We start from the raw sequence: 26081 nt of genomic DNA, 5'->3' as shown, positions 1-26081 counted from the left end.
AGATGGTATGCCTGCGCCGCACAAAACTCAATGCGACGTAGGACGAGGGCCGGTGCTATGCTGGCGCCTCATGCCCGTTGCTGGACCACCCTGCATGCCTCGCCGTCGCCTGCCTCTCTCTCCGCTGCTGGCCATCGCCGTCACCCTCGCCCTGGGGATTTGGCTAGCCTTCGGCGACCTGCAGCGCTTTCAGGACACCGCCCCCGAGAGCGAGCCGACCGAGGCACCGCCCGCCGTCCGGGTCGAGGTCGTGGAGCGCGAGGCCGAAGCCCACGCCCCACAGCTGGTGCTGCAGGGGCATCTGGAAGCCGACCGCGAACTGACCCTGCGCGCCCGCCAGGCCGGGCGCGTCGAGGCCCTGCCGGTGGCGGCGGGCGAGCGGGTCGAGGCCGGCACGGCGCTGATCCAGCTGGCCCGGGACGAGCTGCCGGCCCGGCTCGAGCAGGCCGAGGCGGAGCTCGCCCTGGCCCGGGCCGAGCTGGCCGGCGCCGATGACCTGCGCCGCCGCGAGCTGATCGCCAACACCGACTACCTGCGCCTGCAGAGCGGCGTCGCCCGGGCGGCCGCCGAGGTGACGAGTCTGCGCCGCCAGCTCGACGACACCCGCCCCAGCGCCCCCTTCGACGGCGTGCTCGACCGCCTCGACGTGGAGCTCGGCGAGCTGCTCCAGGTGGGCGAGGCCTTCGGCCAGCTGGTGGATGACCGCCATCTCGTGGCCAGGGCCTGGGTGCCCCAGCGCGACGCCCACGCCCTCGAGGTCGGCCTCCCCGCGACGCTGCGCCTGCTGGACGGCTCGCGGCTCGAGGGCGAGGTGAGCCTGGTGGCACGACGCGCCGAGGAGGAGGCGCGCACCTTCAGCGTGGAGGCCCGGGTGGCCAACCCCGAGGGACGCCGCCTCGCCGGCGCCAGCGCCACCCTGGTGATCACCCTCCCCGAGCGGCGGGTGCACCGGCTCTCCCCTGCCCTGCTGGAGCTCGATGACGACGGCCGCCTGGCGGTGAAGCACCTGGATGACGACGACCGGGTGGTGCGCACGGCGGTCGAGCTGGTCGACGCCGCCACCGACGAGGCCCGGGTCGCGGGGCTGCCCGAGCGGGTGCGCCTGATCACCCTGGGTGGCGGCCTGGTGGCGGCGGGCGAGCGCGTCGTGCCGGTGGCGGCCGATACCATCCAGGCGTCGCCCTGAGATGCGCGCCCTGATCGAGGCGGCGCTGGACCGCTCGCGCACCACCCTGCTGCTGCTGGCCGCGCTGCTGCTGGCGGGCCTGGCCGCCTGGCAGGCGATCCCCAAGGAGGCCAACCCCGACGTCACCATCCCCATCATCTATGTGTCGCTGTCGCTGGAAGGGGTAAGCCCCGAGGACGGCGAGCGCCTGCTGGTACGACCCATGGAGCAGGAGCTGCGCAGCATCGAGGGGGTGCGCAAGATGACCTCCCAGGCCAGCGAAGGGCACGCCGCGGTGACGCTGGAGTTCGACGCCGGCTTCGACCCCGACCAGGCACTCTCCGACGTGCGCGAGAGGGTCGATATCGCCCGCGCCGAGCTGCCCGCCGAGGCCGACGAACCGCGGGTCATGGAGGTCAACGTGGGGCTCTTCCCGGTGCTCTCCATCGGCCTCTCCGGCCAGCTCGAGGAGCGTCAGCGCCTGGCCGTGGCACGCCGCCTCAAGGAGGAGATCGAGGGGATCGGCGAGGTGCTGGAGGTGGACATCGGCGGCGACCGCGAGGAGCTCCTCGAGATCGTCGTCGACCCATTGGTGCTGGACAGCTACGGCGTCGACTTCGATACCCTGTTCAACCTGGTCAGCCGCAACAACCGCCTGGTGGCGGCGGGCAGCCTGGACACCGGCGCCGGGCGCCTGGCCCTCAAGGTGCCCGGGGTGATCGAGCGGCTCGAGGACGTGATGGGCATGCCGGTGAAGGTGGAGGGTGAACGGGTGGTGACCTTCGGCGACGTGGCCTGGATCCGCCCCACCTTCAAGGACCCCGACGGCTTCGCCCGCATCGACGACCAGCCGGCGCTGGTGCTGGAGATCTCCAAACGCGCCGGGGCCAATATCATCGCCACCATTGAACAGGTGAACGGCCTGCTCGACCAGGCGGCCGGCCTGATCCCGGACGGGCTCGAGATTACCACCATCATGGATCAGTCCCAGATGGTGGAGGAGATGCTCGACGAGCTGCTCAACAACGTGCTCACCGCGGTGGTGATGGTGCTGGTGGTGATACTGGCCGCCATGGGGCTGCGCAGCGCCCTGATGGTGGGGCTGACCATCCCGGGCGCCTTCCTCACCGGCATCCTGCTGATCTGGACTCTGGGCTACACCCTCAACATCGTCGTGCTCTTCTCGCTCATTCTCGTCGCCGGTATGCTGGTGGACGGCGCCATCGTGGTCTCGGAGCTGGCCGACCGCCACCTGCGCCAGGGCCAGCCGCCCCGGGAGGCCTGGGTCAACGCCGCCGCGCGCATGAGCTGGCCGGTGATCGCCTCCACCGCCACGACGCTGGCGGTGTTCGTGCCGCTGCTGTTCTGGCCCGGCGTGGTGGGCGAGTTCATGAAGTACCTGCCGGCCACAGTGATCCTCTGCCTGCTGGCCTCCCTGGCCATGGCGCTGGTATTCCTGCCCACCCTGGGCGGCGTCTTCGGGGTGCGCGCCTCGCGCCGGGAGATCGCCGAGGACCACATCAGCGCCGGCGGCCGCTTCTATCGCGCCCTGCTCGCCCGGCTGCTGGCCATGCCGGGGCTGACCCTGCTCTTCGCCCTGCTGCTGCTGGGGCTGATCTACACCGCCTACGCCCGCTTCAACCACGGCGTGGAGTTCTTCCCCGCCGTGGAGCCCGACAGCGCCCAGGTGCTGGTGCGCGCCCGGGGCGACTTCTCCGCCGTCGAGAAGGACGCCGTGGTGCGCCGGGTGGAGGCGCGCCTGGCCGGCATGAGCGAGGTGGAGGCGCTCTACGCCCGCTCCTTCGCCACGCCCAACCAGCAGCTCGGCAGCGACGTGATCGGCGCGCTGCAGTTCCAGCTGATCGACTGGCAGCAGCGCCGGCCGGTGGCGGCGATCTTCGCGGAGATGAGCGAACGCACCGCCGACCTGCCCGGAATGGTGCTGGAGTTCCGCGAGCAGGAGATGGGGCCCGGCGAGGGCAAGCCCATCGTGCTGGAAGTGAGCGGCCATGACGATGCCGCCACCGACCGTGTGGTGGACCGGCTGCGCGAGCTGATGGGCGAGCTGGGCGGCTTCCGCGACATCGAGGATGACCGCAGCCTGCCCGGCGTGGAGTGGCGGGTGATGGTGGACCGCGAGGCGGCGGCGCGCTTCGGCGCCGACGTGGCCGCGGTGGGCAGCGCGGTGCAGCTGCTCACTACCGGCCTGCAGGTGGCCAGCTACCGCCCCCCCGGGGTGAGCGACGAGGTGGATATCCGCGTGCGCCTGCCGGCGGGCTACCGCTCCCTGGACCAGCTGGGCCGGCTGACGCTCAACACGGCCCGGGGCCAGGTGCCGATCGCCAACTTCGTGGAGCTGGTGCCGGCACCCAAGGTGGGTACCCTGCACCGCATCGACGGGCGGCGGGCGGTGACCCTCGCGGCCGACGTGGCCGAGGGCTACCGGGCCGACGAGCGGCTGCGCGCCCTGCTCGAGGCGGGCGGCACGCCGCCGGAGGGGGTGATCGTCAACGTGGCCGGCGAACAGCAGGACCAGCAGGAGGCGAGCCGCTTCCTGACCAGCGCCTTCCTGGTGGCCATCGCATTGATGGCGCTGATCCTGGTCACCCAGTTCAACAGCCTCTACCAGGCGGGGCTGGTGCTCTCGGCCATCGTGCTCTCCACCGCGGGGGTGCTGCTGGGGCTGCTGGTCAACGGCCAGCCCTTCGGCATCGTCATGGTGGGAATGGGGATCATCGCCCTGGCGGGGATCGTGGTGAACAACAACATCGTGCTGATCGACACCTACAATCAGCTGCGCGGCGAGGGGCTCTCCCCCGTGGAAGCCGCCCTGGAGGCGGGCGGGCTGCGCCTGCGCCCGGTGCTGCTGACGGCCATCACCACCGTGCTGGGGCTTGCGCCCATGGTGCTGGGGGTGAACGTCAACCTCTTCGCGCCGAGTCTGGGGCTGGGCGCACCCTCGACCCAGTGGTGGACCCAGCTCTCCAGCGCCATCGCCGGCGGGCTCACCTTCGCCACCGCCCTGACGCTACTGCTCACCCCCTGCCTGCTGGTGCTGGGGGGGCGCTTCGAGCGCCGCGGCAAGGGCGCCTGACCGGGCATGGCGGGCCAGGCGGGTGAGACATCAGGCCCGTGACTGGGCCGCGACCTCCTGGCGGGCGGCATCGGGGGCGTGGGCGGCATGGACCCGGCCGATCAGTTGATCCTCGAGGGCGAAGCGCTCGGTGAGGCCGTGGGCCAGGCGCTCGAGCCAGGCGGGCAGCCGGCCGAGATGCTGGCGCACGCGACCGGGGCTCTCGTATTCGGCATCGAAGGAGAGCACGAGCTCGGTGGACATCTCCAGCCGCGCCAGCAGACGGTCGGCCAGGGTCAGGGCGGCCTCGTCGTCGAAGGCCTTGGCCTCCACGCGCAGCTGCGGGTAGATCTCGAAGTGGCCGGCGCTGATGTAGTCCATCAACAGCTCGCTGAAGCGGTCGATCTGCGCCTTGCTGACCGCCTCCAGCTCGGCGTCGCAGGCCTCCTTGAGCTCCACGAAGTGAACCAGCAGCTCGCGGCGCTCGTCCAGCCAGCGATCGATCAGCTTGTGTACGCCGCCCCAGCGCTCCAGGGCGCTCTTGCAGTCTTCCAGCATGGGGGCCTCCCTACGTTTGGTGGAGCCAGCTCGGTGGCGCCGGGAACCTCCTGTTCCCGGCAGGGCCTCCAGACTCGCCCGCGCCGCCGGCGCTGTCAATCCCCGAGCGGAAGGCCATTGGCCGGGGGCGCCGGGGAGACTCAGCCGCGCTCCCGAAACGCCGAGAGCAGAAGGCCCAGCGGCGCCAGAGCCAGCACCAGAAAGCCGATCAGCGTCCAGCCGGGCAGCGAGATGCCGAGCAGCAGGAAATCGATCTCGGCGCACTCGCCGGAGCCGGAGAGTACCATGGCCACCACGTCACGCCAGGGCAGCAGCTCCATCATGTAGTCGAGGCCGGGGCCGCAGCTGGGCACCTGATCCGGCGGCAGCGACTGCAGCCACAGATGGCGCCAGGCCACGCCGATGCCACCGGCCACCGCGGCGAGGCCCAGGGCGCCATAGATACCCGCTCCGACCCGCCCGGTGGGGTTGTGGATGGCGGCGATGGCGAAGACCGCGGCGGCCGACAGCACCGCCACCCGCTGGAAGATGCACAGCGGGCAGGGCTCGAGGCCGCCGAGGTGCTCGAGCCCGAGAGCCACGGTCATCATCAGCACGCAGAAGGCCAACCCGGCGAGGCTCCACTGGCGCACCGAGAGGCGAGCCAGGTGCGTGCTCATGGGCTCTCCTCCCTAAGCAGGCGCGACTCCCGGGCACGCTCGAAGTAGTCGGCCAGGAAGTCGTCGAAGGCGACCCGGTCGGCGGCCTCGATCTCCTCCTGCTGGCGCCAGGAGGTATCCACCAGCTCGGCGAACAGCGCCTCCCGGGCCGGGTCCATGGGCTCGCCGCGCAGCCGCTCGGCTTGCTCCCGGGCGATGGCCAGCATGACATCGCTGAACTCCTCGCCGCTCTCCTCGAGGCGCGCCATCAGCCGGCCCGAGGGCGTCAGCGCCGGGTCGGCCAGGCGCGGGGCCATGGCGGCCACGGCCTCCCGGTGGGGGCTACCCGCCTCCAGCTGGTCGAGCAGGCCCGCCACTAGGTCGATATCGGCCAGGATCTCACCGCCCCACTCCGCCACGCTGCGGCCCTGCCCCCGGTCGCACAGCTGGAGCGCCGGATCGCGGCCGCGCTCCACCACCCGCCGGCGGTTGTCGTCCAGGTGCTCGCACTCCTCGTCGCTGATCCAGGGGCTCTCGGCCAGCAGGCACCACATCACGAAGGCGTCAATGAAGTGGATCTGCGCCTCGTCCAGGCCAAGGGTCAGCAGCGGGTTGAGGTCGAGGCAGCGCACCTCGATGTACTCCACTCCGCCGGCCTCCAGAGCCTGGCTGGGGGTCTCGCCGTGGCGGGTCACCCGCTTGGGGCGGATGTCGCTGTAGTACTCGTTCTCGATCTGCAGGATGTTGGCGTTGAGCTGGCGCCACTCGCCCCCCTCCTGAACGCCCAGCGCCGCATAGGCGGGCCAGGGGGTGGAGATGGCGTTGCGCAGGGTATTGACGTAGTTGGAGAGCGAGTTGAAGCAGATCTTGAGTTGGGCCTGCACTTTGTTCTGATAGCCCAGGTCCGACATGCGCAGGCTGGTGGCGTAGCGCGACACCAGCGTCTCGCTGCCATGGGCCTCGAGGTTGTCGGGGATCTCGCGGCCATCCAGGAAGCTGCGATCCAGCGCCGGAGAGGCGCCGAAGAGGTAGAGCAGCAGCCAGCTGTGGCGGCGGAAGTTGCGGATCAGCCCGAAGTAGCGCTGGGAGCGATAGTCAGCCATGGGGGTGTCGGTCGCCCCCTCCAGCTCGCGCAGCAGCGTCCAGAGATCGTCGGGCAGGGAGACGTTGTAGTGCACCCCGGCGATGGCCTGCATGATGCGCCCGTAGCGCACGTCCAGCCCCTGCCGGTAGACCCGCTTCATGGTGCCCACGTTGGAGCGGCCGTAGTCGGCGATGGGCACGCTGTCGTTGCCGGCCAGGCGCGACGGCATGCTGGCCGGCCAGATCAGCTCGTCGCCCAGATAGCGATAGGTGAAGCGGTGCAGGTCACCGAGGAAGGCCATGGCGTCGGCGGGACGGCAGTAGACCGGAGTGATGTACTCCAGCAGCGCCTCGGAGTAGTCGGTGGTGATGTACGGGTGGGTCAGCTTGGAACCCAGCGCCGCCGGGTGCGGGGTCTGGGCGATGCGTCCGGCGGGGTCGACGCGCAGCCCCTCCTTCTCGATGCCGCGGCGCAGGCGGCTGAACTGCCCCTGGCGGGCGGGGCCGACCAGGCGCTTGATGAGGGTGGCGAGTGAGTCGGACAAGGTAACACCCCTTGTGATGGAAGACGCCGCCGGCGCCTCGCTCGGAGATAGGGGCGCCCGAGGCGCCCGTAAAAGTGAAGATTATGGTGCCGAAGGGCACTGATTCAAAGGTCGAAGAGGTTCAGCCTCCCTTCTTCGCCTTGAGCAGGGCCGCGCCGAGGGCGCCCATGGGGGCCTCCTGGGTGCTTCCGCCCCGCTGCCCGCCCCCCTGGCCGCCGCCCTTGCGGGGCGGCTTGCCGCCGCGACCCTGACGCCCCCCGCCGGCGCGGCGCGGGCTCTCGCCCTCCTCCCCCGGCTGGTCGTCCAGGCGCATGGAGAGGCCGATGCGGGCCCTGGGGATATCGACGCTCATCACCTTGACCCTGACGATGTCGCCGGCCTTGACCACCGAGCGCGGGTCCTCGACGAAGGTGTGGGAGAGCGCCGAGATATGCACCAGGCCGTCCTGGTGGACGCCGATGTCGACGAAGGCACCGAAGTGGGTGACGTTGGTGACGCTGCCCTCGAGGATCATGCCAGGCTCGAGGTCCTTGAGGGTCTCGACCCCTTCGCGGAACTCGGCGGCCTTGAACTCGGGGCGCGGGTCGCGGCCCGGCTTGTCCAGCTCGGCGAGGATATCGGTCACGGTGGGCACGCCGAAGCGCTCGTCGGCGAACTCGGCGGGATTGAGCGACTTCAGGGTGGCGCTGTCGCCGATCAGGCTGCCGAGATCCCGGCCGCTCTTCGCGGCGATGCGCTCCACCAGGGGGTAGGCCTCGGGGTGCACGGCGCTGGCATCCAGGGGGTTGTCGCCGTTCATGATGCGCAGGAAGCCCGCGCACTGCTCGAAGGTCCTGGGGCCGAGGCGGCTCACCTCGAGCAGCTCCTTGCGGCTGGCAAAGGCACCCTGCACGTTGCGCCGGGCGACGATCGCCTCGGCCAGCGCCGGGGAGAGCCCCGCCACTCGGGAGAGCAGGGCGCTGGAGGCGGTGTTGAGGTCCACCCCCACGGCGTTGACGCAATCCTCGATCACTGCCTCGAGGCTGCGCGACAGCTGCACCTGGGAGACGTCGTGCTGGTACTGGCCCACGCCGATGGACTTAGGCTCGATCTTGACCAGCTCGGCCAGCGGGTCCTGCAGGCGCCGGGCGATGGAGACGGCGCCACGGATGGTGACGTCGAGGTCCGGCAGCTCCCGGGAGGCGTACTCCGAGGCGGAGTAGACCGAGGCGCCCGCCTCGCTGACCATCACCTTGGCAAGCGAGCGTTTACCGGCGAAAAGTTTCACCAGGTCGCCGGCCAGGCGGTCGGTCTCGCGGCTCGCCGTGCCGTTGCCCACGGCGACCAACGCCACATCGTGCTTCTCGACCAGCCGGGCCAGCTCGGCGAGCGAGGCGTCCCAGTCGTTGCGGGGCGCATGGGGGTAGAGGGTGGCGTGGGCCAGGAACTGGCCGGTGGCATCCACCACCGCCACCTTGCAGCCGGTGCGCAGGCCCGGGTCGATGGCGAGCGTGGCCTTCTGCCCCGCCGGCGCGGCCAGCAGCAGGTCCTTAAGGTTGGCGGCGAAGACCTCGATCGCCTCCTGCTCGGCCCGCTCGCGCAGGCGGCCCAGCAGCTCGGTCTCCAGGTGGGTGTAGAGCTTGACCCGCCAGGTCCAGCGCACCACGTCGCGCAGCCACCTGTCGGCGGCACGCCCCTCGTCACGAATCTCGAAATGCCGGGCAATGGCGACCTGGCAAGGGTGGAGCGGCGCCTCGTCCTCACCAGGCAGCTTGATGGCCAGCGTCAGCACGCCCTCGTTGCGGCCGCGGAACATGGCCAGCGCCCGGTGGGAGGGGGTCTTGGCCAGCTTCTCGTCGTGCTCGAAGTAGTCGGAGAACTTGGCGCCCTCGCCCTCCTTGCCCGGAATCACTCGAGCGCTGAGCTCGCCCTCTTGCCACAGCCGCTCGCGCAGGCTGCCCACCAGCTCAGCGTCCTCAGCGAAGCGCTCCATCAGGATCTGGCGGGCGCCGTCGAGGGCCGCCTTGGCGTCCTCCACGGCGGGGATGTCGCCCTCGGCCGCCCGAAGGTACTTCACCGCCTCGGTCTCGGGGTCCAGGGTCGGGTCGGCCAGCAGCGCATCGGCCAGGGGCTCGAGGCCCGCCTCGCGGGCAATCTGGGCCTTGGTGCGACGCTTCTTCTTGTAGGGCAGGTAGAGGTCTTCCAGGCGCTGCTTGGTGTCGGCGGCCTGGATCAGCCCCTTGAGCTCGGCGGTGAGCTTGCCCTGCTCGTCGATGGCGGCGAGCACTGCGGCGCGGCGCTCCTCCAGCTCACGCAGATAGCCGAGCCGTTCGTGAAGGGTACGCAGCTGGGTGTCGTCGAGGCCGCCGGTCACTTCCTTGCGATAGCGGGCGATGAAGGGCACGGTCGCCCCGCCGTCGAGCAGCTCCACCGTGGCCAGGACCTGCTGCGGGCGAACGGAAAGCTCCTCGGCGAGGCGCGCGATGATGCGGTTGGTGGCGTCCATGTTACCCCTTCACTGATGCTCGAAAAACGATCGCGACAAGGTATCACAAGCGCCCCGCCCGCGGCAGGCTTGACGTCCGTGTAAAGCAGCAGCCCCACGGCCTGGGGCGCGTGGGGCTGCTTAGGGTCACCAATGCCGCCGGCGGCGGCCGACCATCAAGTCAGGCTGGGGCCTGCCTTGACGATCGCTTCGCTGACGCCGTCGAACTTCTTGAAGTTGTCGACGAACTGCTCGGCCAGTTCCTGGCGCTTGCGGTCGTAGGCGGCCTTGTCTTCCCAGGTCTCGCGCGGGTCGAGCAGGCGGGAGTCGACGCCCGGCACGGCCACCGGCACGTCCAGGTTGAGCCCTTCGAGGCGCTTGGTCTCGACCTCGCGCAGCACGCCGGTCTGGATGGCGCTGATGATGGCGCGGGTGGTGGGGATGGAAAAGCGCGAGCCGCCCTCACCGTAGGAGCCGCCGGTCCAGCCGGTGTTGACCAGGTAGACCTGGGCGTCCTTTTCGGCCACGCGCTTGATCAGCAGGTCCGCATACTCGCGGGCCGGACGCGGGAAGAAGGGCGCGCCGAAACAGGTGGAGAAGGTGGTGGAGAGACCTTCGGCGGCGCCCATCTCGGTGGAGCCCACCTTGGCGGTGTAGCCGGAGAGGAAGTGGTAGGCCGCGGCTTCCTTGGAGAGCACGGAGACCGGGGGCAGCACGCCGCTCATGTCGCAGGTCAGGAAGACGATGGCGTTAGGCTCGCCGGCGCGGTTCTCCGGCACGCGCTTCTCGACGTGCTCCAGCGGATAGGCGGCGCGGGAGTTCTGGGTCAGGCTGTCGTCGGCGTAGTCCGGCTCGCGGCGATCGTCGAGGACCACGTTCTCCAGCACGGTGCCGAACTTGATGGCGTTCCAGATGACCGGCTCGTTCTTCTCGGAGAGGTCGATGCACTTGGCGTAGCAGCCGCCCTCGAGGTTGAAGACGGTGCCCGGGCCCCAGGCATGCTCGTCGTCACCGATCAGGTAGCGGGCCTGGTCGGCAGAGAGGGTGGTCTTGCCGGTGCCGGAGAGGCCGAAGAACAGGCAGGTCTCGCCGTCCTCGCCCACGTTGGCGGAACAGTGCATCGGCAGCACGTCGAAGGCCGGCAGCAGGAAGTTTTGCACGGAGAACATGGCCTTCTTCATCTCACCGGCGTAGCGCATGCCGGCGATCAGCACCTTCTTCTGGGCGAAGTTGATGATCACCACGCCGTCGGAATTGGTGCCGTCACGGGCCGGGTCGCACTGGAAGCCGGCGGCGTTGAGGATGGTCCACTCCTCCTTGGCGGAGGGGTTGTAGGCCTCCGGACGAACGAACATGGTACGGCCGAACAGGTTCTGCCAGGCGGTCTCGGTCTGCACGCGAACCGGCAGGTAGTAGGTCGGGTCGCTGCCCACGTGGAGCTCCGACACATAGTGCTCACGGCCCAGCAGGTAGTCCTCGACGCGGGCCCAGAGGGCATCGAACTTCTCGGCGTCGAAGGGACGGTTCACGCTACCCCAGTCGATCTGCGCGCTGGTGGACGGCTCATCGACGATGAAGCGGTCCTTGGGCGAGCGCCCGGTGCGCACACCGGTATTCACCACCAGGGCGCCGTTGGAGGCCAGGCGGCCCTCGCCGGTGGCCACTGCACGCTCGATCAGTTCTGCGCTGCTGAGGTTGACGTGGACGTTGGGAGCTTGGGGTGTGGTCATGTCGGTTCCTGGGCCTTGCGGCCGATTCTCTCTCGTGTGCCGGGCGTCGGTGGCGACGCAGCGGATACCTGCCATCGATCGCCGCTGCGGGTTTCCCGTCTTGTGGCGAAGCGATCGAGCCGAAAAAAAGCGGCGCTATTATGGCAAAAAGCGCCGCCGCGGGGAACGCCGTTTTTGGGCGAAATTCATGTAGTTTTTCTACAACATCTCGCCCGTTCACTACAGAACTCGTTGTGCGGCGCAGCAAGCGAATCAGTGTAGAACGGGAGGTGGCGCATCACCCTCGCGCAGCAACGCCTCGACGTCGGCCTCGTCGAAGTGGTAGTGGGTGTGGCAGAAGTGGCACTGGGTGTCGATGCTGCCGTGCTCGGCCAGCACCTGGCGCAGCTCTTCCTGGCCCAGGGTCAGCAGCGCGGAGGCGATGCGCTCCCGGGAGCAGGTGCAGCCGAAGCGCAGCGGCTTGGGGTCGAAGAGCCGCACCGTCTCCTCGTGATAGAGACGATGCAGCAGCGCCTCAGGGGCCAGCGTCAGCAGCTCCTCGTCCTTGACCGTGTCGGCCAGGACCACGCTGCGATCCCAGGCGTCGAGGTCCTGGTTCTGGGACTCGTCGGGCATGCGCTGCAGCAGCAGGCCGCCGGCCCGGTGACCATCCGCGGCCAGCCACAGCCGGGTGGGGAGCTGCTCCGACTGAACGAAGTAGGCGGCCAGGCAGCCGGCCAGGCTGTCGTGGTCCAGGGCCACGATGCCCTGGTAGCGGTGCCCCTCTCGGGGGTCCAGGGTGATCATGATCTGCCCCCCGCCGAGCAGCTCCAGGAAGCCCGCGTTATCCGCCGGCATCGCGGCGTCCTCAGCTAGCCGGGCGATGGCGCGCAGCTCGCCTCCGGGGTTCGATTCGGCCATCAGCAGGGCCAGGGCGCCCTTGCCGCGCACCTCGATGCTCAGGGTGCCATCGAGCTTCACGGTGTCGGTGAGCAGCGCCACGGCGGCGAGCAGTTCGCCGAGTAGCCGATTCACCACCGGCGGGTAGTCGTGGCGGTCGAGGACCTCGGCGTAGGCCCGCTCGAGGGTGACGAGCTCGCCGCGCACGTTGGTGTTGTCGAAGAGGAAACGCTGGATCTGGTCGCTCATAGGGTCCCTGTGAGGAGTAAGCGCGCTAGGCGCTTGTGAGTCGTAAGTGGTAAGCGTGAGCGGTGACGTCTAGTCTGCGCCGCCTGATTTGAAGCGTCGGATATCCCGCCGCTGCTTCTTGTCGGGGCGCTTGAGCGGGTGCTGCATGGCCTGATTGGTGAGGCGGCGTGCCTCGGCCTCGCGCTCGCGGCGCACCGCGCTCTCCTCGGTCTCGCGGTAGAGGGCGCGGGCCTCGGGGGCGCCGCGGCGCTGGTCGGAGAGCGCCACCACCTCGACCTCGAGGAGGTCCCACCCCTGGGGCACGCGCACCAGGGCACCCACCTCGACGGTCTTGCTGGTCTTGGCCCGGGCGCCGTTGTAGTGGACCTTGCCGCCCTCGATGGCCTTCTTGGCCAGGCCCCGGGTCTTGAAGAAGCGCGCTGCCCACAGCCACTTGTCGAGCCGTACGTTACTCATGATCTCTCTCCATGGGCGCCCTCCCCCGACACGCCGGCCGCCCCGGGTGTCTCTCCGGGCGGCAGGTTGCCGGGCAGGATCGTCGCGAAGCGGTCGAGTGCCACGAACTCCTCGAGCTCCTTCTCCGGTCGCGTGCTGTCGGGCTGCTTGATGCCGAGCAGGTGGCGGATGCCGAACGCACGGGCGCTGGCCAGCACCCTGGGGTTGTCGTCGATGAACAGGGTGCGGGCCGGGTCGAAGGGCTCGATCGCCTGGAGGGCGGGCCAGAAGGCCTGTTCCTCCTTGGGCACGCCCAGGTCCGCCGAGGAGACGATGGCGTCCAGGTACTCCTCCAGGCCGGTGAGCGGCAGCTTGAGTTCGAGGCTTTCGCGGTCGGCATTGGTGGCCAGCACCACCCGGGGGTGGGCCACCTTGAGCCACCTGAGGAAGTCCAGGGCGTCGCTGCGCAGGCCGACCAGGTGCTGGATCTCGCGCTTGAGGGCGACGATGTCGAGGTCGAGCTCGCGGCTCCAGTAGGCCAGGCTGTACCAGTTGAGGGTGCCCTGCTCGTGGAGCACCTTGGAGCGCACCACCTCCTGGGTGGCCTCATCGAGCTGGTGCAGCTCCACGTAGCGCCGGGGCAGGTGCTCGAGCCAGAAGTGGCTGTCGAAATGGAGGTCCAGCAGGGTGCCGTCCATATCGAGCAGGACGGTGTCGATGGCACGCCAGTCGATCATCGCGACTCCCGGGTAGTAACGGTAAAGGGATGGTATTGTATCAGGCGCTCTCCCCTCCCAGAAATGGAGCCTCCATGTCCGAAGCCCCCGAGTCCCAAGCGCCCAACCCCCGGGCTCCGAGGTCCGAGGCCCAGTGGCCCCGTAAGCCCGAGGTGCTGGCCCGCCGGTCGGTGGCCACAAGCCGCCTGTTTCACGTCGAATCCCTGGACCTGCGCTTCTCCAACGGCGAGGAGCGCACCTTCGAGAGGCTGACCAGCAGCGACAGCGGCGCGGTGATGATCGTCGCCATGCCCGACCCGGACCACGTGCTGCTGATCCGCGAGTATGCGGCCGGCCTCGAGGAGTACGTGCTGACCCTGCCCAAGGGGCTCGTCGACCCGGGCGAGGACATCGTCACCGCCGCCAACCGCGAGCTGATGGAGGAGTGCGGCTTCGGTGCCCGCAGCATCGAACCGCTAGTGGAGCTGTCGCTGGCCCCCAACTACATGCGCCACCGCATGCAGGTGCTGCTGGCCACCGACCTCTATCCCAAGCGCCTGCCCGGCGACGAGCCGGAGCCGCTGATCGTCGAGACCCATGCCCTCGAGGCGCTGCCCGCGCTGCTCGCCCGGGAGGACTTCCATGAGGCACGCGCCATCGCCGCGCTGTTCATCGCCCGCGACCGCCTACACGGCGATCGCGACGGCGGCCCCAGGCTCTGGTAACACCCAGCCCTGCCTGAGGCACTGCTCTGCCAAAACCACTGCCCCGGCGCCTGGCCGGGGCAGCAGAGTCGCTCGGGCGCGCCGGGTCAGTCGAGCTTGGAGAGGTCGCGCACCGCGCCCTTGTCGGCGGAAGTGGCGAGCATGGCGTAGGCCTTGAGCGCCGCCGAGACCTTGCGGTCGCGCTGGATGCTGGGCTTCCAGGCGGCAGCGCCCTTGGCCTCCTCGGCCTCGCGGCGGGCGGCCAGCTCGGCATCGGTCAGCTTGACGTTGATCGCCCGGTTGGGGATGTCGATTTGGATGATGTCGCCGCTCTCGATCAGGCCGATGGCGCCGCCGGCGGCGGCCTCCGGGGAGACATGACCGATGGAGAGCCCGGAGCTGCCGCCGGAGAAGCGCCCGTCGGTCATCAGCGCACACACCTTGCCGAGCCCCTTGGACTTGAGATAGCTGGTCGGGTAGAGCATCTCCTGCATGCCGGGGCCGCCGCGGGGTCCCTCGTAGCGCACCACCACCACCTCGCCGGGTTTCACCAGCCCGCCCAGCACGTGCTCTACCGCCTGGTCCTGGGACTCCACCACGTGGGCCGGCCCCTCGAAGACCAGGATCGACTCGTCGACCCCGGCGGTCTTCACCACGCAGCCGTCCAGGGCGATGTTGCCGAACAGCACGGCCAGCCCGCCCTCCCGGGAGAAGGCGTGTTCCAGGTCGCGGATACAGCCGTTGGCCCGGTCGCCGTCGAGGCTCGGCCAGCGGGCACTCTGGGAGAAGGCCACCTGGGTGGGCACGCCACCGGGGCCGGCCTTGTAGAACTCCACCACCTCGGGGCTGGGGTTGCGCATGATGTCCCATTCGTCCAGGGCGGCCTTCAAGGAGTCGCCGTAGACGGTGGGCACCCGGGTGTCGAGCACGCCGGCGCGGTCGAGCTCGCCGAGGATCGCCATGATCCCGCCGGCGCGGTGGCAGTCCTCGATGTGGTACTGCTGGGTGTTGGGCGCCAGCTTGCAGAGCTGGGGGACCTCGCGTGACAGCCGATCGATGTCGGCCATGGTGAAGTCCACCTCGGCCTCCTGGGCGGCGGCCAGCAGGTGCAGGATGGTATTGGTGGAACCGCCCATGGCGATATCCAGGGTCATGGCGTTGTGGAAGGCCGCCCGGGAGCCGATGGCGCGGGGCAGCAGGTGCGCCTCGTTGCCCTCGTAGTAGCGCTTGGCCAGTTCGACGATGCGGCTGCCCGCCTCCTCGAAGAGCCGGCGACGGTCGGCGTGGGTGGCGAGCATGGTGCCGTTGCCGGGCAGCGCCAGGCCCAGCGCCTCCATCAGGCAGTTCATGGAGTTGGCGGTGAACATGCCGGAGCAGCTGCCGCAGGTGGGGCAGGCGCTGCGCTCCACCTCGGCCAGGGTCTCGTCGTCGACGCTGTCGTCGGCGGCCATCACCATGGCGTCCACCAGGTCGAGGCCGTGGTCGAGGAGCTTGGTCTTGCCCGCTTCCATGGGCCCGCCGGAGACGAAGATCACCGGAATATTGAGGCGCATGGCGGCCATCAGCATTCCGGGGGTGATCTTGTCGCAGTTGGAGATGCACACCAGGGCGTCGGCGCAGTGGGCGTTGACCATGTACTCGACGCTGTCGGCGATCAGGTCGCGGCTCGGCAGCGAGTAGAGCATGCCGTCATGGCCCATGGCGATGCCGTCGTCCACGGCGATGGTGTTGAACTCCTTGGCTACCCCGCCGGCCTTCTCGATCTCGCGGGCCACCAGCTGCCCCATGTCCTTGAGGTGCACGTGGCCGGGCACGAACTGGGTGAAGGAGTTGGCCACGGCGATGATGGGCTTGTGGAAGTCCTCGTCCTTCATGCCGGTGGCGCGCCACAGGGCGCGGGCGCCGGCCATGTTGCGGCCGGCGGTGGTGGTGCGGGAACGATACTCGGGCATGGTGTCCTCTTCTTTTCTCGGCCGCCCTGTGCCGGGCGGCTCCAGTGTCCAGGTCGGTGTCGATTCTGGCATGCGGCCGCCCGTCAGGCCAGGCCCGGAGCTGTACGTCTTGCACCTCGAACCAGCAGGCGGGAAGATGAAACACCCCCCGACGGAAAGGCGGCCATGTCATCCACTGTTGTCCACAAGGATGCTCCCGGTGACGCGAGCATCCCCCAGAGCGAAACGCTGACGGCCATCATCTCCCTGGCACGCCGTCGCGATGACCTGGCGGCAGTGTGGCTGTATGGCTCCAGGGCGCGCGGGGACCACCACCCCGACAGCGACTTCGATCTGGCCGTGGCCTTCACCGGCTGGATCGCTGATCCGCTGGAAAGGCGCCTTCGCCCCGAGCTGCTGGCACAGGAGTGGCAGCGTGAGCTGGGGCTCGGCGAGGAACAGTTGAGCGTGGTGGACCTGGCCATTGCCCCGATTCCGCTGGGGTGGAGCATTCTCAGCCAGGGAGTGCTGCTGGTTGACCTCGACTGGGACACTCGGATACGCCAGGAGTCCCGTATCCTCTCGCGCTGGGAGATCGACTACCTTCACCCGGAGGGAATCCATGCCTGACGGCCAGCAGAGCGCCTACCTCAAGGCCCAGCGGCAACATCTCGAAGAGTGCGAGCAGGACCTTGCCGAGCTCGGCACCCTGCTGGAACAGCGCCCCTGGAGCCGGATCGAGCGCCACGCTGCCGAACGCTCACTGCAGCTCCTGATCGAGGCCTGCATCGGGCTGGCCAAGCACTGGGCCCGCGAAGAGACCGGGATGGCATGCCGAGATGCCATCACCGGTTTCGAGCGACTCCAGGATGCCGGCAGGATCGAAAGTGATATCCCCTGGCGCAAGATCATCGGCCTACGCAACGTGCTGGTTCACGACTACCTGGATGTCGACCCGGACATCGTGAAGAGCGTGATCGCCGACCGGCACTACCGCACCATCATCGACTTCGGCCATCAGGCCCTGGCCGCCCTGGACCAGGTTGGCTAGGGCCAACGACGCCACTACCCGAACACCACCCGGGCCACGTCCCGGTAGCGTTTGGCGAAGTGCACGGTGACGCCCTCCTTGAGGTGGTCGGGCAGCTCCTCATAGTCACGGCGGTTGGCATCGGGCAGGATCACCTCGAAGATGCCGCTGCGGCGGGCGGCGATCACCTTCTCGCGGATGCCGCCCACCGGCAGCACCTGGCCGGTGAGGGTGAGCTCGCCGGTCATCGCCAGGGGGCGGTCGATGGCCTGGTGCCTGGCCAGCGACAGCAGCGCCGTGGCCATGGTCACCCCCGCCGAGGGGCCGTCCTTGGGCGTGGCACCCTCCGGCACGTGCAGGTGCACGAAGGCGGAGTCGAAGAAGTCGGCGTCGGCGCCATATTCGGCCAGGTGGCCCAGCACGTAGCTGTAGGCGATGTTGGCCGACTCCTGCATCACCTCGCCGAGCTTGCCGGTGAGCTTGAAGCCGCGGGTCAGCGAGTGCACCTTGCCCGCCTCGATGGGCAGGGTGGCACCGCCCATGGCGGTCCAGGCCAGCCCCGTGACCACCCCCTCTCCCTTGAGCACCTGCTCCTTGCGGAACAGCGGCGCCCCCAGGTACTCCTCGAGGTTCTTTACCGAGACCTTCACCGACTGCTGGCCGCCCTCCAGCAGCCTGACCGCCGCCTTGCGCACGATGCGGTGCAGTTGCTTCTCGAGCTGGCGCACCCCCGCCTCGCGGGCGTAGCCCTCGATCACCTGGCGCAGGGCGGCATCGGTGAGGTTGATGCTCTTCCCGGGTATGTTGGCGCGCTTGAGCAGCTTAGGCCACAGATGATGCTTGGCGATGGCCACCTTCTCCTCGGCGATGTAGCCGGAGAGGCGAATCTGCTCCATGCGGTCGAGCAGCGCCGGCGGGATCGAGTCCAGGGTGTTGGCGGTGCAGACGAAGAGCACCTTGGAGAGATCCAGGCGCACGTCCAGGTAGTGGTCGAGGAAGTCGACGTTCTGCTCCGGGTCGAGCACCTCGAGCAGCGCCGAGGCGGGGTCGCCCTGGAAGGACTGCCCCATCTTGTCGATCTCGTCGAGCATGATCACCGGGTTCTCGACCTCGACCTCCTTGAGGGCCTGGGCGAGCTTGCCGGGCATGGCGCCGATGTAGGTGCGCCGGTGGCCCTTGATCTCCGCCTCGTCGCGCATGCCGCCCACCGAGAAGCGATAGAACTCGCGCCCCAGCGCCTCGGCGATGGAGCGGCCGATGGAGGTCTTGCCCACCCCGGGCGGGCCGACCAGCAAGAGGATGGAGCCGCCCACGTCGCCCTTGAAGGTGCCCTCGGCCAGGAACTCGATGATGCGCTCCTTCACGTCGGCCAGGCCGTCGTGGTCACGGTCGAGCACGGCCCGAGCGTGGGCCAGGTCGAGCTGGTCCTGGCTGTGGACGCCCCAGGGCATGCTGGTCAGCCAGTCCAGGTAGTTGCGGGTGGTGCCGTACTCCGGCGAGCCGGTCTCCAGCACGGCCAGCTTGTCGAGCTCCTCCTCGATGCGGGTCAGCACCTTGGGCGGCACGACGAGGCTCTCCAGGCGGTCGCGGAAGGTGTCGACGTCGTTCTCGCGGTCGTCCTTGGAGATGCCCAGCTCCCGCTGGATCACCTTGAGCTGCTCGCGCAGGAAGAACTCCCGCTGACGCTCCTGCATCTGGGCGTTGACCTGGTCGCTGATCTCGCTCTGCAGCTGGGCGACCTCGATCTCCTTGCGCAGCAGCGGCAGCACCTTCTGCATGCGCGCGAGCACCGGCAGGGTGGCCAGCACGTCCTGCAGCTCGCGCCCCTTGGCCGAGGTGATGGCCGCGGCGAAGTCGGTGAGGGGGCCCGGCTCGTGGGGGCTGAAGCGGTTGAGGTAGTGCTTGAGCTCCTCGCCGTAGAGCGGGTTGATCGGCAGCAGCTCCTTGATGCCGTTGATCAGCGCCATGGCATAGGCGCGGGCCTCGTCGGCCTCGGCATCCACCGGCTCCCGGGGGTAGCTCACCTCCACCAGATAGGGGGGCTCCCGCGAGATCCAGCGCTGGATGCGAAAGCGCTGCAGGCCCTGGGCGATGAACTGCAGCTGTCCCTCTTCGCCCTGCAGCTTGTGCACCTTGACCGCGGTGCCGATCTCCGGGAAGTCGTCATGGGCAAGCCCCTCCACGGCGGCCTCGCCGACGAAGGCCAGGCCCACGGTGTGGTGGGGCGTCTTGGCGACCCGCTGCATGGTCTCGTCCCAGCGCTCGCGGTTGATCACCAGCGGCTGCACCTGGGCCGGGAAGAAGGGCCGGTTGTGAATCGGCAGCAGGTAGATGCGCTCGGGAAGGGAATCGCGGGCCGGCACCACGGCGTGCCGGCTATCGCCGGGCTGGTCGTCGAGGTCGAACTCCTCGTCCTCGTCGTGGATATCGTGCAGCCACTCCGGCGCATCCGGGTCGTGGCGGCGGTCCTGCTCGTCACTCATGATGGTCGTCCTGATCCAATGGAGGCTTGTGCCGTTGGCTCAGGAATGCGGGCGACGGGCGACAACTTCAAGTCGGGGGGTGGCCCTGCCTGCCACCCCTTGTCACCGCCAGAGCGACGGCATCGGCCGCCCGTTGACCCGAACCCGGCCGCGGATGACGTCGAGTTCCAGGTCACGGGTCCCCAGCGGCAGGCCCAGCCACAGGGCCACCACCGGGGGCACCTCACGCCAGATGCCATCGCCGTCGATACGGGTCAGCCAGCGCGCCCGCTCCTCTTCGTCATCGAGCCGCGCCAGGCTCAACTCGTCGAGGCGGCGCGGGTCGAAGAACAGCGACCCGTCGCCGCGGGCGGCGAGCCCCAGCATGGGGCTCTCCAGGTCGACCTCGGTGAGGTCCAGACGCGGGGAGTCGACCAGGGTCGCCCGCAGCTCCGGCTCCAGGCGGGCAATCAGCTCCCGCGGGGCGAGCTCGCGGGCCTTGGCCGCCTCCCGGCGCAGCCCGGCCAGCGCCTCGCGCACCGCGTCGGCGTTGATCCGCGACAGCTCCATGGCCACCCGCCCGGTCAGCAGCACCTGCTCCGCCGCCAGCACCTCGGCCAGGGTCAGCTCGCTATCGATGCGCAGCTCGCTGTCATCGAGCTGCATGCGGCTGCGGTAGACGAGCTCACTGGCCTCCAGCGCCAGGCCCGGCTGCTGCCAGGCGAGCTGATCGATGCGCAGCAGGTCACGCTGGGTGAAGTGATGGGCGCCGGCGGTATAGGCGTAGCGGCTCTCCAGGGAGACCAGCCCGGACTCCAGGGTGGCCACCCCATCGGTCAGCCGCCAGGGCTGCAGCCTGGCGCGCAGGCGCCAGTCGCCCTGCTGGCCACCGAAGCTGAGCTGGCCACCGCGGAAGTCGAGCTCGCGGGGCCCCTGGCTGATCAGGAAGGGGGCGAGCTGGATGGTGCCCTCCAGGGTGCCACCCAGGGTCTGGTAGCGGGCATGCCAGCTCGGCGGGCTGGAGGGCAGCCAGTCGCCGAACAGATGCAGCTGGCGCGGGCCGATGGCGGGATGGAACCCCCCCTCGATGCGGGTGCTGAAGACCCCGTGGCGCGCCGAGTAGGTGAGTTCGAGACGCCAGCCATCGCCCAGCACGGGGGAGAGGTGCACCACCCCCGAGGAGCCCAGCCAGCCGCGCTCCACCTCGCTGCGCTCCGTCACCAGCTCGCCGCGGGCCTCGAGATCCGCCAGGGCGCGAACCAGCTCCCGCTCGAAGAGCAGCGAGGCGAGGTACTGGGCCACCGCCCAGACCACGGCCAGCGCCACCACCACCGGGACGATCAGTCGTTCCTTGCGCATAGCGCCCCCTTCCCTGCTCGGCCACGCCCGGACGGACGAGCCGCGACTCGACCCTTCAGTGTAGCCAGAACCAGATATGCATGACGCTCCAGGCGTAGATGCCCGCCATCACGTCGTCGATCATGATGCCGAAGCCCCCCGCCACCCGGCGGTCCGCCCAGCGGATCGGCCAGGGCTTGATGACATCGAAGATGCGGAAGAGCACGAACCCCCACAGCGCCGCCTCCCAGGAGAAGGGCACCGCCGCCATGGTGATCCAGTAGCCGACGAACTCGTCCCAGACGATGCCGGAGTGATCGTGGACGCCGAGGTCGCGGGAGGTCTTCTCGCAGAGCCACACCCCCCACACGAAGGCCGCCATCACCACCGCCAGGTACCAGCCCAGGGGCAGCTCGGAGAGCAGCCAGTAGAAGGGAATGGCGGCCAGGGTACCGAAGGTGCCCGGGGCCCAGGGCACGGCCCCGCTGCCGAGGCCAAAGGCGAGGAAGTGGGTCGGACGGTGCCAGATGCTGGGGGGCGCTCGGTTCATGTCACCCCTCCTGCGTGCTCGTCGCCTTCCGCCTGGAAGTGCTGCCAGCCGCTGCGGCCGGGCATGGCCACGCCGCGCAGGCCGGGCTCGGCCTCGAGGCGGCCGATCACGGTGAGCGGCAGTCCCAGGGCGGCGAGGCGGGCGCTGGCCGCCTCAAACCGCTCGGCGGGCAGACTCAGCAGCAGTTCGTAGTCGTCACCGCCGGCAAGCGCCGCCTGACGGGCGCCCTCCTCGCCCAGCGCCGCGACCAGCCCTTCGGCCAGGGGCAGCGCCTCGGGGTCAAGGGTGGCGCCGACGCCGGAGCGCTCGAGGAGGTGGCCCAGGTCGGCCAGCAGGCCGTCCGAGATATCGATGGCCGCGGTGGCAAGCCCCACCAGCGCCTCACCAGCTGCCAGGCGCGGCTGGGGACGCAGGTAGCGGGTCAGCAGCGGATGGGCGGGGTCGCGCTCGCCGCGCTGCCAGAGCGCCAGGCCGCCGGCGCCCCCCCCCAGCGTGCCGGTCACCGCGACCAGGTCGCCCGGGCGGCCGCCGTGGCGGGTCAGCGCCGCCCCGGGCGCCACCTCCCCCATCACCGTCACGCCGATGGCGGTGGCGCCGCGGGTCACGTCGCCGCCGACCAGGGCGGTGCCGCTGGCCTCGGCGAGGTCGCGAAAGCCGCGCGAGAAGCCCTCGAGCCAGGGGGCGTCGGCCTCTTCCAGGGTCAGCGCCATCAGGCACCAGCGGGCACGGGCACCCATCGCCGCGAGGTCGCTGAGGCTCACCGCCAGGGCACGATGTCCCACCGCCTCGGCGGGAGCGTCCTCGGGGTAGTGAACGCCGGCCACCGAGGTGTCGACGCTCACCGCCAGCTGCTGCCCCCCCGCGGGAAGCAGCAGCGTGCAGTCGTCCCCCACCCCCAGTGCCACGCCGGCATCAGGGCCGGGCGGCGACGGGGTGAAGTAGCGGGCGATCAACCCGAATTCACTTTGCTGACTTTGACTGACCATGGGGACATCCCCTTCAGCGGCGGCGGGCGGCCACCTCGGCGGAGCGCAGACGCCCGGCGAGCTTGTCGAGGATGCCGTTGACGTACTTGTGGCCATCGGTGGCGCCGAAGGACTTGGCCAGCTCCACGCCCTCGTTGATCACCACCCGGTAGGGCACATCGAGGCGCCGGGAGAGCTCATAGGCCCCCAGGCGCAGGATGGAGAGCTCGATGAGGTCGAGCTCCTCGAGCTTGCGGTCAAGCAGCGGCGCGATGGACGCGTCGAGGTCGGCCTTGAAGCGCGCCACGTTGTGCAGCAGCTCATGGAAGAGCGCCAGGTCGGCGATCTCCATGACCTTGAGCCAGTTCTCGTGGTCCTCGAGGTCGTCGTCGGCACGCTGGCTGCGAAACTCGGCCTCCACCGCGGAGATCGACTTGCCGGTCATCTGCCACTGGTAGAGGCCCTGAACGGCCAGCTCCCGCGCGGCACGCCGAGAGAGCTGCGCCTTGGAGGGACCGCGAGCGCGCTCGCGACTCATGCCTCTTCCTCCTCGTCGTCGCCGAAGCAGCGCAGCAGCGAGACCATCTCCATGGCCGCCATGGCCGCCTCGGCGCCCTTGTTGCCGGCCTTGGTGCCGGAGCGCTCGATGGCCTGCTCGATGGAGTTGACGGTGAGCACGCCATTGGCGATGGGGGTATCGAACTCGAGCTGCAGGCTGCTCAGGGCCGAGTTGCAGCCGCCGGCCACGTACTCGAAGTGGGGGGTGCCGCCGCGAATCACCGCGCCCAGCGCGATCACCGCATCGGGGCGGGCCACCTTGAGCACCTGTTTGACCGCCAGCGGCAGTTCCCAGGCGCCCGGCACGTGGACGATGTCGATGTTCTCGCCGGCCACGCCGTGGCGCACCAGGCTGTCCACGGCGCCTTCCACCAGGCTGTCCACCACGTGATGGTTGAAGCGCCCCACCACGATGACGTAGCGGCCGTCCACGTCGATGAAGCTGCCTTCCACTTGAGAAATGGGTTGCATGTCTGTCTTCCTGATGATGCTGGGGCGCGGCCCGGGGCCGCGCCCGCTGGATGGTCGGGATCGGGGTCGGCGTCAGTCGCCGCGGTTCTCGGCACGCTCGGCCTCGGCAGCGTCTGCCGCGGCGATGTCCTCGGGGCTAAGGCGCTCGACCACTTCCAGGTCGAAGCCGGAGAGCGCCGAGAACTTCCAGGGGGAGCTGAGCAGGCGCATCTTGCCGACGTTGAGATGGCGCAGGATCTGCGAGCCGGTGCCGATGGTCAGGTAGTTGCCAGCACCGTCGGAGGCGCTGTTGCGCGGCGCACGCCGGCGCTCCAGGAAGGTGTCCAGGTAGTCGCGCAGGTCCTGGCGGGGGCGGCCGTCGTCGAGCAGCACGAAGACCCCTCGCTCGCTGCGCGCCACCTCGGCGATGGCCCGCTGGGAGTTCCACAGGGCGCTGTCGCCCTTCTGCAGGGCGAGCAGGTCGCGCATGGCATCGGCCAGGTGCACGCGCACCGTGGTCGGGGTATCGGGGCTGGGGCGCCCCTTGACCAGCGCCAGGTGGTGGGCGCCCTGGATGCTGTCGCGGAAGACGTGCAGGGTCAGCTCGCCGTAGGCGGTCTGTACCGGCGTGGCCTCCACGTGCTCCACGGTCTGCTCGTTGTGGATGCGGTAGTGGATCAGGTCGGCGATGGTGCCCATCTTCAGGCCATGCTCGGCGGCGAAACGCTCGAGCTCCGGGCGACGCGCCATGCTGCCGTCGTCGTTCATGATCTCGCAGATCACGCCGCTGGGGTCGAGGCCGGCCAGGGCGGAGAGATCGCAGGCCGCTTCGGTGTGGCCGGCGCGGCGCAGCACGCCGCCGGGCTCGGCCATCAGCGGGAAGATATGCCCCGGCTGGACGATGTCCTCGGCACGGGCGTCACGGGCCACCGCGGCCTGCACGGTGCGCGCCCGGTCGGCGGCGGAGATGCCGGTGGTCACGCCCTCGGCGGCCTCGATGGAGACGGTAAACTTGGTGGCGAAGCCCGAGCCGTTGTCGGTGACCATCAGCGGCAGCCTGAGGCGCTCGCAGCGCTCGCGGGTCATCGGCAGGCAGATCAGCCCACGGCCGAAGCGGGCCATGAAGTTGATATGCTCGGCCTGCACCTTCTCGGCGGCCATGATGATATCGCCTTCGTTCTCGCGATCCTCATCGTCCATGAGGATCACCATCTTGCCCTGGCGGATGTCCTCGATCAGCTCCTCGATGGGGGCCAGCCCGCCGGCAGTTGAGTTCACCATGAGATCTCCAGAAATTCAGCTTGGCGGTGTCGGCTGACGGCGACGCTGGCGTCGTCCGCAGGCAGCACCCCGCCTCGAAACGGCGTCAGGTTACCGTGGCAAGCCCCTGCACGCTACTTTTCCGCTTTCGTGCGGCGCTCGGGCCGGGCGGTGATGCGCCAGTCGCGGCCCACGGCGCGAATATCCAGGATCTCGAGCCCGCGCTGCTGGGCCATGGTCTCGATGCCGGCGAGCTGGAAGAGCGGTCGCGCCTCACCGCCCAGCAGGGTGGGCGCCACGAAGAGCTGCATCTCGTCCACCAGGCCCGCGTCGAGCATGGCGCCGGCCAGAGTGGCGCCGGTCTCCAGCAGCACCTCGTTGGCCTGCTCCACATCGGCCAGGTAGCGCAGCAGGGCGTGGAGGTCGACCCGCCCAGCGGCGTCGGCCGGGAGCGCCACCACTTCGGCGCCGGCAGCCTCGAGCCGTTCACGCCGCTCCGCCTCGTGGCCCTCGACCGTGGCGACCAGGGTACGGCCGGGCTCAGTGAGGCAGGCCGCGGCCTCGGGCAGGCGCAGGCGGCTGTCCACCACCACCCGCAGGGGCTGGCGGCCGGCGATCAGCTCCACGCCGTCGAGCTCGGCCTGCTCGGGGCGCACGGTGAGCCGCGAGTTGTCGAAGATCACCGACTCCACCCCGGTCAGCACGGCGCTCGAGCGCGCGCGCAGGCGCTGCACCTCGCGGCGGGCCTGGGGGCCGGTGATCCACTGGGACTCGCCGGAGCGCATGGCGGTGCGGCCATCGAGGCTCGTCGCCATCTTGAGGCGCACGAAGGGTCGGCCGTGGTCCATGCGCATGATGAAGCCAGGATTGAGCGCGCGGGCCTGCTCCTCCAGCACGCCGACCGCCACGTCGATGCCCGCCTCGCGCAGCCGCGCGATGCCGCGCCCGGCCACGGCCGGGTTGGGGTCGGCCATGGCCACCACCACCCGCGCCACGCCGGCCTCGACCAGCGCCACCGCGCAGGGGCCGGTGCGCCCCTGGTGGGAGCAGGGCTCCAGGGTGACATAGGCGGTAGCGCCGCGGGCGGCCGCGCCGGCCTGGCGCAGGGCGTTGACCTCGGCATGGGGCTCGCCGGCACGCAGATGGAAGCCCTCGCCCACCCGGCGTTCGTGCTTGACCAGCACGCAGCCCACCCGGGGGTTGGGATCGGTGGTATAGAGGCCGCAGCGGGCCAGTTCCAGGGCCCGGGCCATCCAGGCTTCATGGGGCTGTTCGACCATGGGATTCCTCGGGGCGGG

22 protein-coding genes are annotated in these 26081 nt (G+C 69.8%); 5 read left to right on the top strand and 17 right to left on the bottom strand.

Translation table 11 applies throughout. From position 1 onward, the window contains the following. The first annotated feature begins 94 nt into the window (after positions 1 to 94). Together DER72_RS06670 and DER72_RS06665 are read left to right on the top strand one after the other, a co-directional pair. On the top strand, positions 95 to 1186 hold the full coding sequence (locus DER72_RS06670; RefSeq protein ID WP_110069226.1) for an efflux RND transporter periplasmic adaptor subunit: 1092 nt from the start codon (positions 95 to 97) through the stop codon (positions 1184 to 1186). 1 nt (position 1187) lies between these two features. After that, positions 1188 to 4259: an efflux RND transporter permease subunit gene (locus DER72_RS06665; RefSeq protein WP_110069225.1), complete on the top strand. Its 3072-nt coding sequence runs from the start codon at positions 1188 to 1190 to the stop codon at positions 4257 to 4259. A gap of 30 nt (positions 4260 to 4289) precedes the next feature. Here DER72_RS06665 and rsd read toward each other — a convergent pair whose 3' ends face one another. The 8 genes from rsd to yrfG form a co-directional block, all read right to left on the bottom strand. Beyond that, on the bottom strand, positions 4290 to 4796 hold the full coding sequence (gene rsd, locus DER72_RS06660) for a sigma D regulator (RefSeq protein ID WP_110069224.1): 507 nt from the start codon (positions 4794 to 4796) through the stop codon (positions 4290 to 4292). A 140-nt stretch (positions 4797 to 4936) separates the two neighbouring features. Further along, positions 4937 to 5455 (bottom strand): disulfide bond formation protein B, encoded by a 519-nt coding sequence (locus tag DER72_RS06655; protein WP_110069223.1) that lies wholly within the window; start codon positions 5453 to 5455, stop codon positions 4937 to 4939. Then, on the bottom strand, positions 5452 to 7062 hold the full coding sequence (gene gshA / locus DER72_RS06650; protein ID WP_375153265.1) for a glutamate--cysteine ligase: 1611 nt from the start codon (positions 7060 to 7062) through the stop codon (positions 5452 to 5454). Before gshA ends, DER72_RS06655 begins: the two co-directional genes overlap by 4 nt. A 121-nt stretch (positions 7063 to 7183) precedes the next feature. After that, positions 7184 to 9547: a Tex family protein gene (locus tag DER72_RS06645; protein ID WP_110069221.1), complete on the bottom strand. Its 2364-nt coding sequence runs from the start codon at positions 9545 to 9547 to the stop codon at positions 7184 to 7186. A gap of 155 nt (positions 9548 to 9702) precedes the next feature. Beyond that, positions 9703 to 11256 carry a phosphoenolpyruvate carboxykinase gene (locus tag DER72_RS06640; RefSeq protein ID WP_110069220.1) on the bottom strand — a complete coding sequence of 518 codons (1554 nt, stop codon included), beginning with the start codon at positions 11254 to 11256 and terminating at the stop codon, positions 9703 to 9705. A 252-nt stretch (positions 11257 to 11508) separates the two neighbouring features. Further along, positions 11509 to 12384: an Hsp33 family molecular chaperone HslO gene (gene hslO / locus DER72_RS06635; protein ID WP_110069219.1), complete on the bottom strand. Its 876-nt coding sequence runs from the start codon at positions 12382 to 12384 to the stop codon at positions 11509 to 11511. Between the two features lie 69 nt (positions 12385 to 12453). Further along, a complete protein-coding gene (gene hslR / locus DER72_RS06630) occupies positions 12454 to 12840 on the bottom strand; it encodes a ribosome-associated heat shock protein Hsp15 (protein ID WP_110069218.1) in 387 nt (128 codons plus the stop codon). After that, on the bottom strand, positions 12837 to 13556 hold the full coding sequence (gene yrfG, locus DER72_RS06625) for a GMP/IMP nucleotidase (RefSeq protein WP_110069217.1): 720 nt from the start codon (positions 13554 to 13556) through the stop codon (positions 12837 to 12839). Before yrfG ends, hslR begins: the two co-directional genes overlap by 4 nt. Before the next feature lie 74 nt (positions 13557 to 13630). Here yrfG and nudE point away from each other — a divergent pair, with 74 nt between their 5' ends. Beyond that, positions 13631 to 14260: an ADP compounds hydrolase NudE gene (gene nudE / locus DER72_RS06620; protein WP_110069216.1), complete on the top strand. Its 630-nt coding sequence runs from the start codon at positions 13631 to 13633 to the stop codon at positions 14258 to 14260. Between the two features lie 86 nt (positions 14261 to 14346). Here the strand turns inward: nudE and ilvD are convergent, their stop codons facing one another. After that, positions 14347 to 16191, bottom strand: a complete 1845-nt coding sequence (gene ilvD / locus DER72_RS06615; RefSeq protein ID WP_110069215.1) for a dihydroxy-acid dehydratase — start codon at positions 16189 to 16191, stop codon at positions 14347 to 14349. Positions 16192 to 16356: 165 nt separating this feature from the next. Between ilvD and DER72_RS06610 the strand changes: the two genes are divergently transcribed. Continuing rightward, the gene (locus tag DER72_RS06610; RefSeq protein ID WP_110069214.1) at positions 16357 to 16800 is read left to right on the top strand and encodes a nucleotidyltransferase domain-containing protein; all 444 of its coding nucleotides are present in this window, start codon (positions 16357 to 16359) and stop codon (positions 16798 to 16800) included. Next, on the top strand, positions 16793 to 17221 hold the full coding sequence (locus DER72_RS06605; protein WP_110069213.1) for a DUF86 domain-containing protein: 429 nt from the start codon (positions 16793 to 16795) through the stop codon (positions 17219 to 17221). Before DER72_RS06610 ends, DER72_RS06605 begins: the two co-directional genes overlap by 8 nt. 14 nt (positions 17222 to 17235) lie before the next feature. Here DER72_RS06605 and lon read toward each other — a convergent pair whose 3' ends face one another. From lon to ribD, 8 genes are all read right to left on the bottom strand, one after another. Further along, a complete protein-coding gene (gene lon, locus DER72_RS06600) occupies positions 17236 to 19683 on the bottom strand; it encodes an endopeptidase La (protein WP_110069212.1) in 2448 nt (815 codons plus the stop codon). 102 nt (positions 19684 to 19785) lie between these two features. Further along, entirely contained in the window at positions 19786 to 21021 is a 1236-nt protein-coding gene (locus DER72_RS06595; protein WP_110069211.1) for a DUF945 family protein, read from the bottom strand. Between the two features lie 55 nt (positions 21022 to 21076). Then, positions 21077 to 21550 (bottom strand): phosphatidylglycerophosphatase A, encoded by a 474-nt coding sequence (locus DER72_RS06590; RefSeq protein ID WP_110069210.1) that lies wholly within the window; start codon positions 21548 to 21550, stop codon positions 21077 to 21079. Further along, positions 21547 to 22536: a thiamine-phosphate kinase gene (gene thiL / locus DER72_RS06585; protein ID WP_110069209.1), complete on the bottom strand. Its 990-nt coding sequence runs from the start codon at positions 22534 to 22536 to the stop codon at positions 21547 to 21549. Before thiL ends, DER72_RS06590 begins: the two co-directional genes overlap by 4 nt. 13 nt (positions 22537 to 22549) lie before the next feature. Continuing rightward, the gene (nusB, locus tag DER72_RS06580) at positions 22550 to 23053 is read right to left on the bottom strand and encodes a transcription antitermination factor NusB (protein ID WP_110069208.1); all 504 of its coding nucleotides are present in this window, start codon (positions 23051 to 23053) and stop codon (positions 22550 to 22552) included. Further along, positions 23050 to 23544, bottom strand: a complete 495-nt coding sequence (gene ribE, locus DER72_RS06575) for a 6,7-dimethyl-8-ribityllumazine synthase (RefSeq protein WP_110069207.1) — start codon at positions 23542 to 23544, stop codon at positions 23050 to 23052. Before ribE ends, nusB begins: the two co-directional genes overlap by 4 nt. A 72-nt stretch (positions 23545 to 23616) precedes the next feature. Continuing rightward, positions 23617 to 24804 carry a bifunctional 3,4-dihydroxy-2-butanone-4-phosphate synthase/GTP cyclohydrolase II gene (gene ribBA / locus DER72_RS06570; protein ID WP_110069206.1) on the bottom strand — a complete coding sequence of 396 codons (1188 nt, stop codon included), beginning with the start codon at positions 24802 to 24804 and terminating at the stop codon, positions 23617 to 23619. A gap of 113 nt (positions 24805 to 24917) precedes the next feature. Further along, a complete protein-coding gene (ribD, locus tag DER72_RS06565; protein ID WP_110069205.1) occupies positions 24918 to 26063 on the bottom strand; it encodes a bifunctional diaminohydroxyphosphoribosylaminopyrimidine deaminase/5-amino-6-(5-phosphoribosylamino)uracil reductase RibD in 1146 nt (381 codons plus the stop codon). Positions 26064 to 26081 lie beyond the last annotated feature (18 nt).

Origin of the sequence: Halomonas sp. A11-A (assembly GCF_003182195.1) — a bacterium.
Classification (GTDB): domain Bacteria; phylum Pseudomonadota; class Gammaproteobacteria; order Pseudomonadales; family Halomonadaceae; genus Halomonas; species Halomonas alkalicola.
This window is presented reverse-complemented; position numbering and strand designations above follow the sequence as displayed.

Excerpts from the sequence above, each read along its gene's own strand:
- DER72_RS06645 (WP_110069221.1), bottom strand. The coding sequence starts at position 9,547 with ATGGACGCCACCAACCGCATCATCGCGCGCCTCGCCGAGGAGCTTTCC.
- nudE (WP_110069216.1), top strand. The coding sequence starts at position 13,631 with ATGTCCGAAGCCCCCGAGTCCCAAGCGCCCAACCCCCGGGCTCCGAGG.
- DER72_RS06640 (WP_110069220.1), bottom strand. The coding sequence starts at position 11,256 with ATGACCACACCCCAAGCTCCCAACGTCCACGTCAACCTCAGCAGCGCA.
- DER72_RS06605 (WP_110069213.1), top strand. The coding sequence starts at position 16,793 with ATGCCTGACGGCCAGCAGAGCGCCTACCTCAAGGCCCAGCGGCAACAT.
- DER72_RS06595 (WP_110069211.1), bottom strand. The coding sequence starts at position 21,021 with ATGCGCAAGGAACGACTGATCGTCCCGGTGGTGGTGGCGCTGGCCGTG.
- ilvD (WP_110069215.1), bottom strand. The coding sequence starts at position 16,191 with ATGCCCGAGTATCGTTCCCGCACCACCACCGCCGGCCGCAACATGGCC.
- hslR (WP_110069218.1), bottom strand. The coding sequence starts at position 12,840 with ATGAGTAACGTACGGCTCGACAAGTGGCTGTGGGCAGCGCGCTTCTTC.
- thiL (WP_110069209.1), bottom strand. The coding sequence starts at position 22,536 with ATGGTCAGTCAAAGTCAGCAAAGTGAATTCGGGTTGATCGCCCGCTAC.
- DER72_RS06655 (WP_110069223.1), bottom strand. The coding sequence starts at position 5,455 with ATGAGCACGCACCTGGCTCGCCTCTCGGTGCGCCAGTGGAGCCTCGCC.
- rsd (WP_110069224.1), bottom strand. The coding sequence starts at position 4,796 with ATGCTGGAAGACTGCAAGAGCGCCCTGGAGCGCTGGGGCGGCGTACAC.
- DER72_RS06670 (WP_110069226.1), top strand. The coding sequence starts at position 95 with ATGCCTCGCCGTCGCCTGCCTCTCTCTCCGCTGCTGGCCATCGCCGTC.
- ribBA (WP_110069206.1), bottom strand. The coding sequence starts at position 24,804 with ATGGTGAACTCAACTGCCGGCGGGCTGGCCCCCATCGAGGAGCTGATC.
- lon (WP_110069212.1), bottom strand. The coding sequence starts at position 19,683 with ATGAGTGACGAGCAGGACCGCCGCCACGACCCGGATGCGCCGGAGTGG.
- yrfG (WP_110069217.1), bottom strand. The coding sequence starts at position 13,556 with ATGATCGACTGGCGTGCCATCGACACCGTCCTGCTCGATATGGACGGC.
- ribE (WP_110069207.1), bottom strand. The coding sequence starts at position 23,544 with ATGCAACCCATTTCTCAAGTGGAAGGCAGCTTCATCGACGTGGACGGC.
- hslO (WP_110069219.1), bottom strand. The coding sequence starts at position 12,384 with ATGAGCGACCAGATCCAGCGTTTCCTCTTCGACAACACCAACGTGCGC.
- nusB (WP_110069208.1), bottom strand. The coding sequence starts at position 23,053 with ATGAGTCGCGAGCGCGCTCGCGGTCCCTCCAAGGCGCAGCTCTCTCGG.
- DER72_RS06665 (WP_110069225.1), top strand. The coding sequence starts at position 1,188 with ATGCGCGCCCTGATCGAGGCGGCGCTGGACCGCTCGCGCACCACCCTG.
- DER72_RS06610 (WP_110069214.1), top strand. The coding sequence starts at position 16,357 with ATGTCATCCACTGTTGTCCACAAGGATGCTCCCGGTGACGCGAGCATC.
- DER72_RS06590 (WP_110069210.1), bottom strand. The coding sequence starts at position 21,550 with ATGAACCGAGCGCCCCCCAGCATCTGGCACCGTCCGACCCACTTCCTC.
- ribD (WP_110069205.1), bottom strand. The coding sequence starts at position 26,063 with ATGGTCGAACAGCCCCATGAAGCCTGGATGGCCCGGGCCCTGGAACTG.